General features: G+C 34.1%; 17 protein-coding genes and 2 tRNA genes. 8 read left to right on the plus strand and 11 right to left on the minus strand.

The annotated features are described in order from the left end of the window. Positions 1–56: 56 nt before the first annotated feature. Positions 57–914 (minus strand): hypothetical protein, encoded by an 858-nt coding sequence (locus tag C1638_RS14250; protein WP_109622029.1) that lies wholly within the window; start codon positions 912–914, stop codon positions 57–59. A gap of 197 nt (positions 915–1,111) precedes the next feature. On the opposite strand from C1638_RS14250, the gene C1638_RS14255 reads away from it, so the two are divergent. From C1638_RS14255 to recA, 3 genes are all read left to right on the plus strand, one after another. Further along, the gene (locus tag C1638_RS14255; RefSeq protein WP_109622512.1) at positions 1,112–1,909 is read left to right on the plus strand and encodes a response regulator transcription factor; all 798 of its coding nucleotides are present in this window, start codon (positions 1,112–1,114) and stop codon (positions 1,907–1,909) included. Between the two features lie 79 nt (positions 1,910–1,988). After that, positions 1,989–3,173, plus strand: a complete 1,185-nt coding sequence (locus tag C1638_RS14260; RefSeq protein ID WP_109622031.1) for an oxygenase MpaB family protein — start codon at positions 1,989–1,991, stop codon at positions 3,171–3,173. Between the two features lie 181 nt (positions 3,174–3,354). After that, complete coding sequence (gene recA / locus C1638_RS14265; protein ID WP_109622033.1) at positions 3,355–4,356, plus strand: recombinase RecA; 1,002 nt, start codon at positions 3,355–3,357, stop codon at positions 4,354–4,356. A 54-nt stretch (positions 4,357–4,410) separates the two neighbouring features. On the opposite strand, the gene C1638_RS14270 is transcribed toward recA, so the two are convergent. Beyond that, positions 4,411–5,907 (minus strand): hypothetical protein, encoded by a 1,497-nt coding sequence (locus C1638_RS14270; RefSeq protein ID WP_123838381.1) that lies wholly within the window; start codon positions 5,905–5,907, stop codon positions 4,411–4,413. A gap of 81 nt (positions 5,908–5,988) precedes the next feature. Here C1638_RS14270 and htpG point away from each other — a divergent pair, with 81 nt between their 5' ends. After that, positions 5,989–7,881, plus strand: a complete 1,893-nt coding sequence (gene htpG, locus C1638_RS14275; RefSeq protein ID WP_109622037.1) for a molecular chaperone HtpG — start codon at positions 5,989–5,991, stop codon at positions 7,879–7,881. Positions 7,882–8,310: 429 nt separating this feature from the next. Next, positions 8,311–8,703: a helix-turn-helix domain-containing protein gene (locus C1638_RS14280; protein ID WP_109622038.1), complete on the plus strand. Its 393-nt coding sequence runs from the start codon at positions 8,311–8,313 to the stop codon at positions 8,701–8,703. Positions 8,704–8,815: 112 nt separating this feature from the next. Here the strand turns inward: C1638_RS14280 and C1638_RS14285 are convergent, their stop codons facing one another. Then, positions 8,816–9,112, minus strand: a complete 297-nt coding sequence (locus C1638_RS14285) for an MGMT family protein (RefSeq protein ID WP_109622040.1) — start codon at positions 9,110–9,112, stop codon at positions 8,816–8,818. Between the two features lie 93 nt (positions 9,113–9,205). Here C1638_RS14285 and C1638_RS22380 point away from each other — a divergent pair, with 93 nt between their 5' ends. Continuing rightward, entirely contained in the window at positions 9,206–9,352 is a 147-nt protein-coding gene (locus C1638_RS22380) for a hypothetical protein (protein ID WP_165826539.1), read from the plus strand. Between the two features lie 276 nt (positions 9,353–9,628). Here C1638_RS22380 and C1638_RS14295 read toward each other — a convergent pair whose 3' ends face one another. The 5 genes from C1638_RS14295 to C1638_RS14315 all read right to left on the minus strand — a co-directional run bounded on the left by C1638_RS14295 (position 9,629) and on the right by C1638_RS14315 (position 13,588). Next, positions 9,629–10,603, minus strand: coding sequence for a deoxyhypusine synthase family protein (locus C1638_RS14295; protein ID WP_076354641.1), 975 nt, complete (start codon positions 10,601–10,603; stop codon positions 9,629–9,631). Between the two features lie 155 nt (positions 10,604–10,758). Beyond that, entirely contained in the window at positions 10,759–11,139 is a 381-nt protein-coding gene (locus C1638_RS14300) for a GreA/GreB family elongation factor (protein ID WP_109622514.1), read from the minus strand. Between the two features lie 294 nt (positions 11,140–11,433). Beyond that, positions 11,434–12,078 carry a hypothetical protein gene (locus tag C1638_RS14305; protein WP_109622043.1) on the minus strand — a complete coding sequence of 215 codons (645 nt, stop codon included), beginning with the start codon at positions 12,076–12,078 and terminating at the stop codon, positions 11,434–11,436. Positions 12,079–12,123: 45 nt separating this feature from the next. Next, positions 12,124–12,516, minus strand: a complete 393-nt coding sequence (gene arfB, locus C1638_RS14310; protein ID WP_109622045.1) for an alternative ribosome rescue aminoacyl-tRNA hydrolase ArfB — start codon at positions 12,514–12,516, stop codon at positions 12,124–12,126. A gap of 43 nt (positions 12,517–12,559) precedes the next feature. Beyond that, positions 12,560–13,588: an AMP-binding protein gene (locus C1638_RS14315; RefSeq protein ID WP_109622047.1), complete on the minus strand. Its 1,029-nt coding sequence runs from the start codon at positions 13,586–13,588 to the stop codon at positions 12,560–12,562. A 99-nt stretch (positions 13,589–13,687) separates the two neighbouring features. Here C1638_RS14315 and C1638_RS14320 point away from each other — a divergent pair. Together C1638_RS14320 and C1638_RS14325 are read left to right on the plus strand one after the other, a co-directional pair. Then, a tRNA-Gln gene (locus C1638_RS14320) sits at positions 13,688–13,758 on the plus strand. A gap of 199 nt (positions 13,759–13,957) precedes the next feature. After that, positions 13,958–14,028: transfer RNA gene (locus C1638_RS14325), tRNA-Gln, on the plus strand. A gap of 56 nt (positions 14,029–14,084) precedes the next feature. On the opposite strand, the gene C1638_RS14330 is transcribed toward C1638_RS14325, so the two are convergent. From C1638_RS14330 to C1638_RS14340, 3 genes are all read right to left on the minus strand, one after another. After that, entirely contained in the window at positions 14,085–14,405 is a 321-nt protein-coding gene (locus C1638_RS14330; RefSeq protein ID WP_109622049.1) for a hypothetical protein, read from the minus strand. A gap of 193 nt (positions 14,406–14,598) precedes the next feature. After that, positions 14,599–15,231 carry an HdeD family acid-resistance protein gene (locus C1638_RS14335; RefSeq protein WP_109622516.1) on the minus strand — a complete coding sequence of 211 codons (633 nt, stop codon included), beginning with the start codon at positions 15,229–15,231 and terminating at the stop codon, positions 14,599–14,601. Positions 15,232–15,463: 232 nt separating this feature from the next. Beyond that, complete coding sequence (locus C1638_RS14340) at positions 15,464–16,567, minus strand: agmatine deiminase family protein (protein ID WP_109622051.1); 1,104 nt, start codon at positions 16,565–16,567, stop codon at positions 15,464–15,466. Between the last annotated feature and the right edge of the window lie 2 nt (positions 16,568–16,569).

The raw sequence follows: 16,569 nt of genomic DNA on the forward strand, positions 1-16,569 counted from the left end.
AATTTTTTATGCATATTCTATTTCTTCGCTTCATGATAAAATCAGAAAATCATTTACTATTGATTAGATTTTGTCATTCCTGTATTATTTGCCGCAGCTCCAAAAGAAATATTAATACCTATTCCAATCCAACCTTTTCCATTATATTTCCAATGATAATTATCCTGATCTTTTCCACTTATTTTATCAAAACCAAGAGTTAGCCCACAATTAATATTATTAGTTAAATGTACTAATACTCCACCTATCATTGTAAAGGCACTTATATTAGTTGCTTCTGTTGTATTACTATTTGATTCATCAAGTTTTATACTTGCCAAACCAAATCCCAAAATAGGCTCCAAAGCAAACCCATTTTCTGTTTTCCTATTCCATCTAATTTTAGCTCCTATGTTCGCTCCTATATTTATATTGGAATCAAAAGAAAAGCTACTTAATCTCAATTTAAAAGGAACCGTGTATGCCCCAGCTCTATATTCTACTCTATCATAAAGTGGTTTTGCATTTTTCTCAAAAGTATCTAATGGAAGTGAATAAACAGTTCGTTTAGTATTATAGCTGTTGGAAGGAACGTTCGGGAATATTCCTTTAGGATGAAGACTTTCTTCATCAAAATTTAATTGATTTATTATTGGCTCCAATGCTCCAGTTTCTCCTTTAAATTCTCCAAAAACAAAATATATTTTACCATTTTCAATCTTTGTAACATGAATATTAAAAGATGTACCATCTAGTATACTTATAATTTCATCTTTATGAGATTGAAAAGCAGTAGAACTATTTTCAATATTTGAAAGAGCACTTTGAGGTATATAATTAAAATAATAATTCCCTCCAGATTTAATATTAGTTTCTTGCCCCAAGGCTACCCCCGCCCAACCGAGCAGAAACAGCAATAAAATTTTTGTTTTCATGATTATTTGTTTTCAGGTTAAAGTTTTTTTGATTGAAATAAAGAATAGAAAGCCACAACCATAAAACAAACAGTTTAGAAATTGAGCTTCCATGGTCATTAGTTTCATATAAAGCTACAATAGTTTTGAGCCAAATGAAATACCGCAAAAGGGGTATTTTTTAACATAATTTTATTAATTTTATGAAAACATTAACCATGGATAAGAAATTTATAACCCAGGCCAAAAAGCCGCATCCCCTCACTAAAGTCTGGAATAATTATCCGGAACTTCTTCAGAATGAGAAAACAATGCTATCCGTTCCCTCCGTTGAGCGCATTATTGGGGAAGTTTTTGCTCCTGGAAAGTTTTATCATTATGTGATCAACTTTGCAGACAGTACAATTTATAATCATCATGAGGATATCCTGAAAATACATGGATTAAGCAGATATCCTGTACACCTCAAGGAAATCATAGATCTCATCCATCCCGATGACCTTGAGTTTGTGATGGAAGCTGAAAGAATGTGCATGGATAAAATGAAAGAAATTGGAGCTAATGACTATCTCCCGGAACTGAAATTCAGCTATTGTTTTCGGATGAAGACGCCTAAAGGAAACTATGAACTTTTTCATCATCAATCCTTGCATACATTCAAAGATGAGTATGGGAAAGCTCTTCAGGCGATTAACATTCATACCAATATTGAGCACATTACGCATCAAAACTCCTACACTGTTTTGATTTCGGGAATAAACGGGCGGGAAGACTTTCATCAGATGCAATGGTTGAAACATGATAAGACGACCGAACCCATACCTTTCACCTTTACCAAAAGGGAAGTTGAGATTATCACTTACATTGCAAAAGGATACTCAGCCGGAAAAGTTTCCGAACTTTTGAATATTTCAGAAGAAACGGTACGTACACACAGAAAAAATATTTTAAGGAAATCTGGATGTAAAAACTGTTCAGAACTTATAAAAATGGCTTTTGAATGGGGATATTTATAATACTCCTTTTTAAAACTGATAAATCTCACCAGAGTATTTCGGTGTAAAACTTGTATTTTTAACTGTAAAGGAATGAACAATGATACAACCTCGGTTTAAGGATTCTCCCCACTTTAGAAATTTTTGGGAAAACGGAAATGGGAAACAACTGATTGAATTTTCTGGAGCTCAAGTGAGCTTTCAAGATTTTGAAAAGTATGCTCCTTTCTTTTATCATGTGGATGAAACCGGTGATGAAGTTGTAAAAGAGGTTTATTTTACGAAAAAATTCAGTGAAGCTTCAAGGGAGATTGAACATTATATCCGAAATGGGGTTTCTGAAAATGATTCCGTTCCTGAAAGTGTAAAAAAACTTTTTGCCCAAACGCAGGAAGTCCCGGACTGGCTTGATTATAATTTATTAAAAAGCGGTGCGGAGCTCTGCATGAGAAGCAATCTGGATTCTTTAATTTCGCTAAGGGACTACTGTTTAATAGGAGGCTATGACTATGCCTACCTCAACAAGCCCCTTATTGTTACGGAAGCCTTGAAAAAAGGAGCCGTAAAGCGTCTTTCCGAAACATTGGATTTTTGGGTGAACGCTACTCGTTATGATGCTCTGGAAATTCATGCAAAGGGATATGAATTTGCTATAAAAACTCGTTTAATCCATTCCTACGCAAGGCTTTCCATTAAAAAGCATTATAAAGATTGGGATACGGAAAACTGGGGCGAGCCTATTAATTCTTGGGATATGATGGCAACCTACATTGGTTTTAGTCTTGTTTTTCTCCACAGTCTTCAGAAATTAGGAAATACTTTTTCTATTGAAGAAGAACAGGGAATTTTCCATCTATGGAAATATGTTGGATACTTACTTGGAATTCCGAAACAACTGCTACCCGATGATAAAAAGCAGGCGACAGAATATTTTTATTTATGGACTTCTCTTCAGCCACCGTCTGATAAGGATTCTGTTCTTTTGGCCCATTCTTTACTGAATGAATCATTGGAAAATCCTATTTTAAAATTTGAATTTCAAAGGAAAAATCTGAGATATCTTCATATTTGCTGTACCTGGTTTTTATTGGATGATGACGTTTGCAAAAGATTACAAATTCCGGAGGTTTCTTACAGAAAATTATTTCCGAAATCAAAAATATTTTTCAATAAAATCTATGACAGTCTTGTAAGCAGAGACTCAAGAATTAAAAGAGGAAATAAAGACCAAATGCAAGTATTAAAAGATTATCTGAACATAACCCAGAATTCAAATTTTCATTAAAAAAATTCTCTTTATTTCAGAAAAAATATATTTTCAAAAAGGTTACTGCATCTGCTTCGTTATGAATGACATCAGCTATAAAAAATTATCATTTTTTAACTTTAAAAACATATTTCAGGGATAAATAATATTAGTTTTTGATATTTAAATTATGTATTTTTGAGAAATTATTTTAATAGAGATGAGTAACATTGATGATAAGAAAAAAGCACTCGCATTAGTGCTTGACAAATTAGATAAAACATACGGAAAGGGAACGGTAATGACTTTGGGTGATAGTGCCGTAGACACTACAATAGAAGTAATCCCATCCGGATCTTTAGGACTAGACATTGCATTAGGTATAGGTGGATATCCAAAAGGTAGAATCATTGAGATATATGGCCCTGAATCTTCAGGTAAAACAACATTAACTCTTCACGCTATTGCTGAAGCTCAAAAAGCTGGTGGTATTGCCGCTTTCATTGATGCTGAGCATGCTTTTGACAGAACATACGCTTCAAAACTGGGAATTGATTTAGAAAACCTTATCATTTCTCAACCGGACAACGGTGAGCAGGCTTTAGAAATTGCGGATAACCTTATTCGTTCCGGAGCTATTGATATCGTAGTTATTGACTCCGTAGCAGCTCTTACTCCAAAAGCAGAGATTGAAGGAGAAATGGGGGATTCAAAAATGGGTCTTCACGCAAGATTGATGTCTCAGGCATTAAGAAAGCTAACAGCTACCATTTCAAGAACGAAGTGTACTGTAATTTTCATTAACCAGCTAAGAGAAAAAATCGGTGTAATGTTCGGTAACCCTGAAACGACTACCGGTGGTAATGCTCTTAAATTCTATGCGTCTGTAAGAATTGATATCAGAAAGGCAAGTGCACCTATCAAACAAGGTGATGAAGCTATCGGAAGCCGTGTGAAAGTGAAGATTGTGAAAAATAAAGTAGCTCCACCTTTCAAGCAGGCAGAATTTGACATCATGTATGGTGAAGGAGTTTCCAAAGTTGGAGAAATCCTTGACGCTGCTGTAGATATGGGAATTGTGAAGAAAAGCGGATCTTGGTTCAGTTATGAAGAAAGTAAACTAGGACAAGGACGTGATGCAGTAAAAGATGTTTTAAAAGATAACCCTGAACTTTCCGAAGAATTGGAAAACAAAATCAAGGAAGAATTGAAAAACAAATAATTCATAAAAAAACGGTCTGAATATTCAGACCGTTTTTATTTTATATACTTTGCATTATTCTGCAATTTTACCCTGCAACTGCAAAAGTCCAGCGACTTTCATTCCTTTTTCTAAGGCTTCAAATCTCATATTATCTTTATGGACAAAAACATCAATGGTGAAGAAATCATCCATTTCTTCATGAGTAATTAACTTTAGTTTTACAATATACCCCTGTACGCTTCCATCCTCAAACAATACCGTTTCTTTGAAATCAATAACCTTACCGATAAAATCAAAGCATGCATAATTAGGAAGATCTTTACTTGGCATATAAGTAGTGAATTCTTCACTCATTTTAGTTCCGTCTGGTAAATCAAAATCCTTATGAACATCTAATACAAAAGCAATCCCACTCAGATTGATATGCAGATGAGGCTGGACTAAATACTGATTTCTTTTCTCTGCATAATCTGTAGCAAAGAACCAAACACCAAAGGTATCTCTTGCAGGACCTGCTACAATAGCTTCTTCATTGGATGCATTTTCTAGTTCACTGATAACTTTAGTTTCAAAATCCAATGAAAAATCAGTCTTAATTTCCGGATATATTGTCCCAAATTCTTCGTTAAAAAGAGTTTTGAATTTCACATCCGCAAATTCCATTTTGCTTGCTTTATTCTTTTCAAAATCCTGCTCATTAGCCTTGCTTTCCTTTAAAAGAGTAATCAAATGATCAGCATAAGAAAGATTGTTCTGAAAATTATCATGTCCAAAAATACCGCTCCAGGTATTAATAAGACTAGGTACGTTCGATTTTCTTATTTTAATACCGGCTTCGTTGGTGATTTCAGGTGCCTTGATAGGCTCCATATTGGTAAAATAATTTTTCCCCTCAACCAATTGAGTATTCATGATATCATTATTTTCTTCATGAGAAAACTCTACGATCCCTTTATACGTAATGTTATCATTTTCGAAAACATAAGGTAATGCAATCTTATCTTGATCTTCATCTTTAAAATGATAAGTCATTGTAATAGCCTTAAATTCATTCTCTCTTGTTGCCAGGCTGTGATTACCATCATTGTCAAATTGTGAGTGGTACAAAATCATATAAGACTTAATTTTACCTTCTTCAAGTTCACTTTCGAACTTTGCTTCCATTCTTTCAATTACTTCCTCAGCGGAAAGAGTATACCCCTCCTCTGTCACCATGTAGGCAAACCCTTCTACTTCCCCATTTTCTTTTTCAAATGCAGAAATAGGGGCAAGATCACCTCTAAGCTGAAGAGCGATGGAATACATGATATAATCATTGTAAATCCTGATTTTTTCGTACTGCTCACTTATTTTCACCTCTTCTATTGGCTGTGCCGGAACTTCTGGTACTGTATCTACTACTTCCTCTACTCCCTTTTCAACCACTTTTTCCTCTGGTATTTCATCATACTGAACCGGAGTGCTTACATTTTCCTGTCTGTTATTCTTTTTCTTAAAAAAATCAAAGATTCCCATATTGTTATTATAATTGGCGGTAAATATAATAAAAGCGATGAATTGGCCCATCATAAAAAAAATGCCATTCTGTCAGTTTCTTCGCTGTGGTATTTTTTTTGAGAAATATTAGGAAATTAAAAAATCTAAAATATTATGACTAAAGGAAATATTAATGTATCTGTGGAAAATATTTTTCCACTTATTAAAAAATTTCTTTACAGTGACCACGAAATATTCTTAAGAGAATTAATCTCCAACGCGACAGATGCTACATTAAAATTAAAGCATCTAACAAGTATTGGAGAAGCAAAGGTTGAATACGGAAACCCAAAACTTGAGGTTAAAATTGATAAAGAGCAAAAAACGTTACGTATTATAGACCAAGGTATCGGGATGACCGGTGAAGAGGTTGAAAAATACATCAATCAGGTTGCTTTTTCCGGAGCTGAAGAGTTTCTGGAAAAATATAAGGATACAGCTAAAGATTCGGGAATTATCGGACACTTCGGACTTGGATTCTACTCTGCATTTATGGTAGCTGAGAAAGTAGAAATCATTACGAAATCTTATAAAGATGAGCCTGCGGTAAGATGGATTTGTGACGGAAGCCCTGAGTTTACTCTTGAAGAAACTACTGAGAAAACAGACAGAGGAACAGAAATCATTCTTCACATTGCAGAAGATTCTGTAGAGTTTTTAGAAGAAAACAAAATCCGTGAATTACTTTTAAAGTATAACAAATTCATGCCTGTTCCTATTAAATTCGGAACAAAAACACATACGCTTCCATTACCGGAAGGTGCTCCTGAAGATGCTGTTGCTGAAACTGAAGAAGTAGATAATATCATCAACAATCCGGTACCGGCATGGACTATTTCTCCAAGCGAACTTACAAATGAGGATTACATGAAGTTCTACCACGAGCTTTATCCAATGCAGTTTGAAGAGCCTTTATTCAATATTCACCTGAATGTAGACTATCCGTTCAATCTTACCGGAGTTTTATTCTTTCCTAAATTAAGCAACAACTTAAATATGGATAAGGATAAGATCCAGTTATACCAAAATCAGGTATTCGTAACGGATGAAGTAAAAGGTATCGTTCCTGATTTCCTAATGCTTCTAAGAGGAGTAATTGATTCTCCAGATATCCCATTGAATGTATCCCGTTCTTATCTTCAGGCAGATGGTGCTGTAAAGAAAATTTCTTCTTACATCACTAAAAAAGTTGCCGATAAAATGGCTTCCTTAATCAATGAAAACCGTGAAGATTATGAACAAAAATGGAACGACATTAAAATCGTTATTGAGTACGGAATCATTACAGAAGAAAAGTTTGCTGAAAAAGCAGATAAATTTACCCTATATCCTACAACTGACGGAAAATATTTCCTTTGGAATGAATTGATAGAAAAAATTACTCCATCACAAACAGACAAGGATAACAAATTGGTCATTTTATATGCCACCAACGCAGACGAGCAACACAGCTACATCCAATCTGCAAAAGATAAAGGATATGAGGTTCTTTTATTAGACTCTCCTATTATTCCACACGTGATTCAAAAACTGGAAACTTCAAAGGAAAACATTTCATTTGCAAGAGTAGACGCTGATCACATCAATAACCTGATCAAAAAAGATGAACCTGTCATTTCAAAATTAAATGAAACAGAAAAGGAATCTTTAAAGAAAAACGTAGAAGAAGCTATTCAGGATACTAAATTCACAGTACAACTTGAAGATCTGGATAGCAATGATGCTCCGTTTACCATTACTCAGCCTGAATTTATGAGAAGAATGAAAGAAATGCAGGCAACAGGCGGTGGCGGTATGTTTGGAATGGGAGGTTTCCCGGAAATGTACAACCTTGTGGTGAATTCTAACAGTGATCTTTCTAATCAGATCTTAAAAACAGAGAACACTGAGGAAAAAGAAAGCCTGATTAAACATGCACTGGATCTGGCTAAGCTATCTCAAAACTTACTGAAAGGAAAAGACCTGACAGATTTTATACAAAGAAGCTACAAGCAACTTGAAAAATAATACACGAAAGGCTGTTTCATCTGAGACAGCCTTTTTTTTATCATTTTAATAGATATTCTTTAACCACAAAAGTCACAAAAGATTTAAACACTTAAGTTATTTAAAGAGACAAGCTTCATACATATGAAGTACACTTAAGATTTTCTACTGACATGAACTTTTTATATCATTTTTCTGAACTTACTCCTGTGAACTAAAGGCTTTAAAAATAAAGCTTTTTGTGACTTTTGTGGTTTATAATTTGAGTATCTAAATAATGAACTTTTATTTCAGGAATAAAAGAAAATCATCAACTATTCAATTGAATAATACTCATATTATACATCTCATCTTCGTTTTCACTTAGTTCTCATCATTTTAAAGCATTTTTTTTCTATTTTTTATTGTATACATTCTACTTTTTCTCCATTTTTGTATAAAATGTCGGACATGCAAAAAGAAAAATTACGCATCATTAGAAAGCAAAAAGGCTATACGCAAAAGCAGGTAGCTGACTTTATCGCGACTGATGTATCTAACTACAGCAGAAAAGAAAGCGGTGATGTAAGAATTATACCTGAAGAATGGGATAAAATTGCTCGCTTTTTGGAAGTTCCGCTAGATGAAATTTTTGAAGAAGAGGATGCTAAAATTATAGTTAATAATGATCATCCCGTATTTAATGATAATTCAGGAACTTCTGCAGGGTTAATTAATACTCAGAGTAATTATGGAAATATTCCGGGGGAGATTATTGAGAATCTACAGGGATATATTGCTTTGTTAAAGGAAGAAAATGAAAGACTTAAGGAGGAATTAAAGAATCCAAAGGTTAAAAAATAATACAGTTTAAAACTGTCATCTTTAGAGGCCATTCATATTGTTTATCAACATGTATTGGCTTTTTTTGTACCCAAAACTAATCCCGATCTCAAAATCTCATATCCAAAGTTTATTATAACTCCTCCATTGGATCCCAAAATAGTTTTTTGAAACTTTTTATCCTCAGATTTTCCACGGTAATTCCCTCTCTTTCTAATTTTCCTTGAAATTCTGGCACAGATAACACTCCTGAACTGGAAATTACTCGATGTGCAGGAACATCTTCCGGACAGCCTCCCATTGCCTTTCCTACATGGCGTGAATGATTGGGGTAACCTACTGCTTTTGCAATGGCTCCATAGGTAGAAACTCGTCCTTTCGGAATAAGTTTTGCCACTTCATAAACCTGTTGTTTGAAAATCTCATCCATAATGTATTAATGTATAATAGGAAACCTTATTTCGTTTTTGCATCATTTTTGAGGTTATATAAACCCAATGATGTTCCATTAAAAGATAAAGATATGAAAAAATCATTTTTCCGATTGCTGAATGTAATCAATAAAAAGGTTCTTCCAAAGTTGAGTAACAAAGATCCTAATCAATTGACAAAGGTTGAAAAGGGAATTCTGGCGTATCGTTATTTTGTGCTGGTAAATTCTTTGGATTAATTTTTTGTACATATTGCGGTTTGTTGGAAATCATAAAGATGCAAGTTGACTTAAAGTATCGCCACTGTAGGACGTAAAATTTCAGCTCCGATAAAATTTAGTACTCTAAATCCTTTATGCATAATCTTTGCTGAAAATCTTTGATTTTTTTTTGTGCCTTTACGTTTATCGCATCCAATATATCTTAACGACAAAGCTAATGCTGCAAAATAAAAAAGCGCTTCAAAATAAATTGAAGCGCTGTTATTTTAGTCTCGTTTGAGATATCTTTATTTCTTAAGAATTTTCAAGAATGTAAGAGAACATCAATGGTGCACAGATAGTTGCATCACTTTCAACGATAAATTTCGGTGTAGTAATATCTAATTTACCCCAAGTAATTTTCTCATTTGGAACTGCTCCTGAATAAGAACCATAAGATGTGGTAGAATCAGAAATCTGACAGAAGTAAGACCAGAAAGGAATGTCATGCATTTCCATATCCTGATACAACATTGGTACTACACAGATAGGGAAATCTCCAGCGATACCTCCTCCAATCTGGAAGAACCCAACTCCTTTTCCAGCTGAATTTTTAGTGTACCAGTCTGCAAGGTAAGTCATATATTCAATACCTGATTTCATTGTAGTAGCTGTAAGCTCTCCTTTGATACAGTAAGAAGCGAAGATGTTACCCATTGTAGAGTCTTCCCATCCTGGAACTACGATTGGCAAGTTTGCTTCTGCAGCAGCAATCATCCATGAGTTTTCTCTAGGAATCTCATAATACTGCTCCAATACTCCTGAAAGAATCATTTTGTACATGAATTCATGTGGGAAGTATCTTTCTCCTTTAGCTTCTGCATCTTTCCAGATCTCAACAATATGCTTTTGCAATCTTCTGAATGCTTCTTCTTCAGGAATACAAGTATCGGTAACTCTGTTTAATCCTCTTTCTAATAAATCCCATTCTTGCTGAGGCGTAAGATCTCTATAATCCGGAACTCTTTCATAATGAGAGTGAGCCACAAGATTCATTAAGTCTTCCTCAAGGTTAGCTCCTGTACAAGAGATGAAGTCCACTTTTCCCTGACGGATCATTTCTGCAAGAATTTTCCCCAATTCAGCAGTAGACATTGCTCCTGCCAAAGTGATCATCATTTTCCCACCATCTTTAAGATGTGCAACATACCCTTTAGATGCATCTACCAAAGCAGCTGCATTGAAATGCAGAAAATATTTTTCTATAAATTCAGAAATTGGTTTGTTCATTTTTATAATTTTTGCAAAGATAAAACTTAAAAATGGAATGCAGCCAAAGCACTCGAAGAAAGTATCATAGAGGTTGCTTTTTTTATCATTTGTTAAATAAAAAGCGCGACCCCAAAATGAGCCACGCTTCTTTTATAATAATATTCAACAAAAGGCTATCCCTCCCAGGTTTCTACCTTTAGAATTTCAATCTTCCGTTCACCATCCCTGAAAGGCCAGTCGATAATATCCCCTACTTTATACCCAACTACAGCCAACGCTATATCGGAAAGAATGGAATGTTTATTTTTTTTCACTTTCTCCTTAGCTGAAGGAACAAAAATATATTCGTGTTCAAAATCCAGCGTATGATCTTTTAAGGTTACTTTTCTCTCGACTGTTACTACATCTGCCGGTAAGTCTCTTCTTAAAACCTGCTTGGCTTTTCTAAGTTCTTCAGTCAATTTCTTCTCTTCGGGAATGCTTACTTTTTTTCTTCTAAGGGTATCTTTTATAGCATCATAAATTCCGGTAGTTACAATAATTTGATTGGACATTTTTTCAATTTTTAAGATTAAAATGCAGGTATTCCCCGATGATCCAATGTAGAAATCAAGCATATATCAGCTCATTTCCATGGAAAACCGCAAAAACAATAAATAAAAATCTGGAATAATCCCCTGTCTTGGATCCTGACAGGGCTTAATTGATAAAGTCCTTAGAACTTTTAAGAAAAGAATCTGTATGTAGATAAAGTAATGACAGCAACAATCCTGCTCTTCGGCGCTCCGTTGATAAAAAGATTGTGGCTGTCATTATAATTATTATTTCTATTCTTACAAATATATAACTTAAAAACGGAATGTTGCTGCTGCGCTTAAGGAAACTCTTGTAAGACCTTCTTTTTGATCGTCTCCAAAATTAACCGTCGTTCCATTAAATTTCATTTTTCCTAATGTTCCCGCTGTAATTCCAAGCTTAGGTCCTATTAAAAAATTCTTAGAAAGTGCATATTGATACCCTACACCTGCATCTAATCCAAGATTGGAGCCAGTTCCTTTTACATTGGCTGTTTTTGTAGTATAAGAAATCACTCCAAGTGACACATCAAAAAATAGTTTATGTTTAGTAGCCTCATTATAATTGGAATACATTAGAGAAGGACCAAAAAATGTAATATTATCTTTAGTTGTAACAGGAACGGAAATAGGAGTTCCATTTCCAGAATATCCCAATATATAGCCATTGCTTGATGCATTGAAGTTAGAAAACTTAACCCCCAGACCAATATTTTTCAAATTATAATAGGCAGAAATATCAAAATGAACACCAGTTTTTAATCCTTTTACATAATCTTTCTCTGCTTTGGAAAGCCCAGACGGTGTTTCAGCGATTCTCCATGCATATCCTACAGATGGAATAATTGAAATCTTTTGTTGAGCAAACGAAACTAATGAACTTGAAAAAGCCCCTAAAAGAAATAGTTTTTTTATCATTGGTTAAAAAATTTGGCAAAAATAAGATTTTCCAGGAAAAGAGGTCTAAAATTTAAAACGTCTGTTTTCTTTTTTATCCGAAAGTTTCTTTTTGGTATCCAAGCGCTTCTGCTTCTGCCTTTTTGATGGTTTTGTGGCTGTTCTTTTTTTAGGAATAAACAAGGATTTATCTACTATTTCAATTATTTTTTCAATAGCCTTATTTTTATTCATTAGCTGGGTTCTGCTCTCAGAAACAGTCAGGAATAACCACCCTTCTGCATTAATCCTATTCTTCAGTTTATCCTGAATTAATGCTTTTTCATCTTCATTAAAAAAATCAGAGGCTTCAACTTTCCAAAGTACGGTAACAGCAGTCTCTACTTTATTCACATTCTGTCCTCCAGCTCCACTGCTGCGGGAGGTTTTGAAACTGAGTTCTTTTGAAAAGTCTTTCATTGTTTTAAATTTTGAGATTCAAGATGCGAGAGCCAAGATATAACTAAATATTTTCACTAACGAGTTTGGTTAATTCTATTCTGCTAACCTTTCCATTCGGTGTTCTTGGAATTGTATTGACAAAAATAACTTCCTTTGGTTTGTGAAATTTTTTCTCAAATAATATCTGTGAAATCGTTTCCCTTAATCTCCCGGATTCTTTTCCCTCAACAACCAGTACTAGCTTCTGCCCCAAACTTTCATCCGGTAAGCCTAGAAAAATAACTTCATTGGGAATTTCTTTCTTGACTAAAGTTTCAAGCGCTTCTGGAAAAATTTTCGCTCCACCAGAATTAATTACGTTGTCTATCCTTCCCAAAAATTTAAACTGTTTATCATTCTTAATTTCAACTAAATCATTAGTTTTCAATACCTCATCATTTACATTAGGTGCAAATAAGGTCAGACATCCTCTTTCATCCAAGGAAATAGAAACATTTTCAAAAACAGTAAAATATTCCTCAGATTCGGGCATTAGCTGTTTCAGACCAATGTGAGAAAGAGTTTCTGACATTCCATAAGTTTCAAAAATACGGTTGGAATTCTTTAGGTTTATCTTACGAATTTTATTTTTAAGGCTTTCAGAAACTGCAGCTCCGCCAATGATCAAATTTTTAATCAAATGTAATTGATCCAGTGAGTTTTCTACCTGAAGCGGAGTCATCGCACAAAAGTCTATTTCTTCATCCAAATGTCCTACTGGATTTAAAGATGGTTCTGTAACAATCAACTTCAGCTTTCTTTCCATGGAGCGAACTACCATCATTTTTCCTGAAATGTATTCTACAGGCAGGCACAATAAAGCTTTATCTCCTTCTTTTAATCCCAGAAAGTTACAGGTCATTACTGCAGAATTGATCATTTTCTTTTTCTCGATGTCGAAAATTTTTGGAACACCCGTTGACCCTGAAGTCTGAACTTTTACCATTTCACCATCAGAAACCCATTCTTCTAAAAAGTTTTCTACTTTTTTTTCAAATTCTGTATGGAATGATAATTTATTAATATTGAGATTATTGAAGTCTATAAGCATGATTGTGATACATAAAAAGTGATGTAAATTTAAAAAAAACTTTAAAAAATTCTTGTATCTAAACAAAAAAGCTGTAAATTTGCATCACCAAAATAAAACAGACCTATAGTGTAACGGTAGCACTCCGGTTTTTGGTACCGTCAGTCGGGGTTCGAATCCCTGTGGGTCTACAAACCATCCTTTTTAAGGATGGTTTTTGTTTTTTAAATAATCAGGTTACTATTTTTAAATTCATTCAAAATTCAACTTAAAAATCATAGTGCGAAATAGGACAAATTGATCAAATAAAAACTTCACTATGAAATTTTTCAAAAACAGTTTTTGCATATAAGGAAAAAAGTTGTAGATTTGCACCACCAAAAATAAAACAGACCTATAGTGTAACGGTAGCACTCCGGTTTTTGGTACCGTCAGTCGGGGTTCGAATCCCTGTGGGTCTACAAACCATCCTTTTTAAGGATGGTTTTTGTTTTTTAAATAATCAGAGTTACTATTTTTAAATCCTATTTTTTATAATAATATTCTTCTTCCCTAAGAATTTTAATATTGATCCCAGTTTATACAAGTCATAATCAGTCATCTCCCGTTCTTTATTCAAAACTTTCTGTAAAAATAACCAATCCTCTGTAAGGCTTCCCATTGTAAGGTCTTTAGGTTCCTCATAGGGATCATACAAATCTTTATCAAGAATATTCCAATACAGATCATCTTCAAATTCTACAACATCTGCATCATTCAATTTATTCAATTCTTCTGATAAAACATGTATAAGTCTTTTTATATCCAAAACTTTTAAAATAGTATTATTGCTTTCCATTCTCTTATAAGATACTATGATTTTTAGAGAAAATAAGATTCCTCCAAATGTTTAAGGTAGTCGTTTTTATCTCTTCTTTATTTAATGATAATGAATATTCTTACATTCCGTTCGTAACGGTTCATTTAAGCTTTTACGGTTTAATGAAAGTAATTAAATAAAAAAAAACTCTACAAGAGTTTTTTTTTATCATTTATTTTTTCAATTCATCAATTTCGTCCTGTATAGACTTAATTCTATCTCTAAGCTCTTGGCTTACTTTCCCAGGAATTTTTTTCACCTTTCTTAAATCCAAGGCCAACATAATGGAAGCTATTCCCATAAAGATAAAGGAAACACCTGTAAGTGTAACTAAGGAAATTCCCGTAAACACAGGATTAAATATCAACAATAGAGAAAAGATAATTCCTCCGACACTGGCAAGGGCTACATTTCCCCAACTCATTATTTTCATACTTCTCAGATCAAAAGCAAAACCCAATAATTGAAAGGAACGAAACAGTAAAGTGAATCCAACAACAAACGGAAGTACGGTCATTGAAATTTGTGGATAAGCTATAAGATAGGCTCCTATTGCTGTAGTTAGCAATCCACTTACTAGAAACCAGCCCCAACCTTGCAGGGATTTACTATTCTGCAGGGAAAAGAATATTTCCGTGATCCCAGAAAACAGGAATGAAACGCTAAAAAAGATGGAAAGCGTGACATAGGTTGCAAGGGGTACACTAAATACATAAAAACCGCAGATCAGGAAAAGAATTCCAAAGATCAATGGAATATACCAATGTTTTACGGTGTTGGTAAGAGTTTGAAATAAATTAGCCATAAGAGTGTTTTTTGTTTTGCCTACTTTGTGCTGCGGTGTTCGGCTTGTCCGCCGGAATTTCAAAAAACAGATTATAATTTCACCTGAGTTTGAATAATAACCTCTTACCAATTTACAAAAAATAGATTAAGTAATCAAACTTTGAGCTAATAATAGAACTACATATTCAAAAAAGGCATCATAGTAGATAAATACCACCATAATGCCTTCTATAAAACCTAAAATTCAGATTTTATTTCATTAATTTTCCTTCAGGTTGCTGCTGTGTAACACAATGCACCATTCCTCCGTTTTCATATAGATTTCTTACATCTATTCCTATTACTTTTCTGCCAGGATATTGATCCTGAATAATTTTATTGGCTATCTGATCATTTGGATCGCCATAATTAGGAACTAAAACTACCGTATTGGCTACATAATAATTCACATAAGATCCTTTTTCATCCAGTTGCTTTCCATAAGCTGTCTTCACTTTATTTTTGGTGGCAGGCAGATATACTTTTTTATATTCCTTACCATCAACATTGGAAGCGGTATACAATGTGTTGATATCCTTATCTGAAAGACCAAGCTCCAAAAGATCATCTTCATTCATTGTAATCATGGTATTATGGTTTACAAACTTCATGAAACCGTCAATGTGCATATCAGTAACATCCAATCCTGTAACGCCATCCAGCCATATTACTTTGGAGACACCGTAGTAGGTTTCAAACATTTCCTCGGCTTCTTCCTGTGTAATCCCTTTGTTTCTTGTTGCTCCTTTTTCCTGACTGATTACTGAGCTTTTACATGCCATCAGGACTCCATTACCATCTGTTTCTACAGATCCACCCTCATTCACCATTTCTTCATTAAGGTCAATTACCTTTACGCCTAAATCTTTCCCGATACTTTTTGGAATTTCATCACAGTTTTCGAAATCAAATTTTTCTCCCCAGCCATTGAATCCCCAATCTTCAATTAATACATTCCCTTTGTTATCTTTTACGAAAATAGGACCGTTATCTCTTACCCAAACATCATCTGTAGGATAAATCTTAAAGTCCACATTCTTCATGGGAACCTTATTTCCTTCTAAAAGGTTTACAATTCTCTTTTTCTCATCCTCATTATAAGCTATAATGTGAACTTTTTCTCCTGATTGCAGAGCCTTTGTCATATCAATCCAGGTTTGTTCTACTCTTTGACGATAAGTATTACCGTGCTGATAGTGGTGAGGCCATTGCAGCCAGGTTCCTTCATGACGTGAAGATTCTTCCGGAAAATGATAAGTCTGTGCCATAGTGCATATAAAGCTCAATACAAAAGTGAGCGTGAATAATTTGTTCATAT

Origin of the sequence: Chryseobacterium oncorhynchi (assembly GCF_002899895.1) — a bacterium.
GTDB classification, from domain to species: domain Bacteria; phylum Bacteroidota; class Bacteroidia; order Flavobacteriales; family Weeksellaceae; genus Chryseobacterium; species Chryseobacterium oncorhynchi.

Excerpts from the sequence above, each read along its gene's own strand:
- C1638_RS14250 (WP_109622029.1), bottom strand. The coding sequence starts at position 914 with ATGAAAACAAAAATTTTATTGCTGTTTCTGCTCGGTTGGGCGGGGGTA.
- C1638_RS14255 (WP_109622512.1), top strand. The coding sequence starts at position 1,112 with ATGGATAAGAAATTTATAACCCAGGCCAAAAAGCCGCATCCCCTCACT.
- C1638_RS14260 (WP_109622031.1), top strand. The coding sequence starts at position 1,989 with ATGATACAACCTCGGTTTAAGGATTCTCCCCACTTTAGAAATTTTTGG.
- recA (WP_109622033.1), top strand. The coding sequence starts at position 3,355 with ATGAGTAACATTGATGATAAGAAAAAAGCACTCGCATTAGTGCTTGAC.
- C1638_RS14270 (WP_123838381.1), bottom strand. The coding sequence starts at position 5,907 with ATGATGGGCCAATTCATCGCTTTTATTATATTTACCGCCAATTATAAT.
- htpG (WP_109622037.1), top strand. The coding sequence starts at position 5,989 with ATGACTAAAGGAAATATTAATGTATCTGTGGAAAATATTTTTCCACTT.
- C1638_RS14280 (WP_109622038.1), top strand. The coding sequence starts at position 8,311 with ATGCAAAAAGAAAAATTACGCATCATTAGAAAGCAAAAAGGCTATACG.
- C1638_RS14285 (WP_109622040.1), bottom strand. The coding sequence starts at position 9,112 with ATGGATGAGATTTTCAAACAACAGGTTTATGAAGTGGCAAAACTTATT.
- C1638_RS22380 (WP_165826539.1), top strand. The coding sequence starts at position 9,206 with ATGAAAAAATCATTTTTCCGATTGCTGAATGTAATCAATAAAAAGGTT.
- C1638_RS14295 (WP_076354641.1), bottom strand. The coding sequence starts at position 10,603 with ATGAACAAACCAATTTCTGAATTTATAGAAAAATATTTTCTGCATTTC.
- C1638_RS14300 (WP_109622514.1), bottom strand. The coding sequence starts at position 11,139 with ATGTCCAATCAAATTATTGTAACTACCGGAATTTATGATGCTATAAAA.
- C1638_RS14305 (WP_109622043.1), bottom strand. The coding sequence starts at position 12,078 with ATGATAAAAAAACTATTTCTTTTAGGGGCTTTTTCAAGTTCATTAGTT.
- arfB (WP_109622045.1), bottom strand. The coding sequence starts at position 12,516 with ATGAAAGACTTTTCAAAAGAACTCAGTTTCAAAACCTCCCGCAGCAGT.
- C1638_RS14315 (WP_109622047.1), bottom strand. The coding sequence starts at position 13,588 with ATGCTTATAGACTTCAATAATCTCAATATTAATAAATTATCATTCCAT.
- C1638_RS14330 (WP_109622049.1), bottom strand. The coding sequence starts at position 14,405 with ATGGAAAGCAATAATACTATTTTAAAAGTTTTGGATATAAAAAGACTT.
- C1638_RS14335 (WP_109622516.1), bottom strand. The coding sequence starts at position 15,231 with ATGGCTAATTTATTTCAAACTCTTACCAACACCGTAAAACATTGGTAT.
- C1638_RS14340 (WP_109622051.1), bottom strand. The coding sequence starts at position 16,567 with ATGAACAAATTATTCACGCTCACTTTTGTATTGAGCTTTATATGCACT.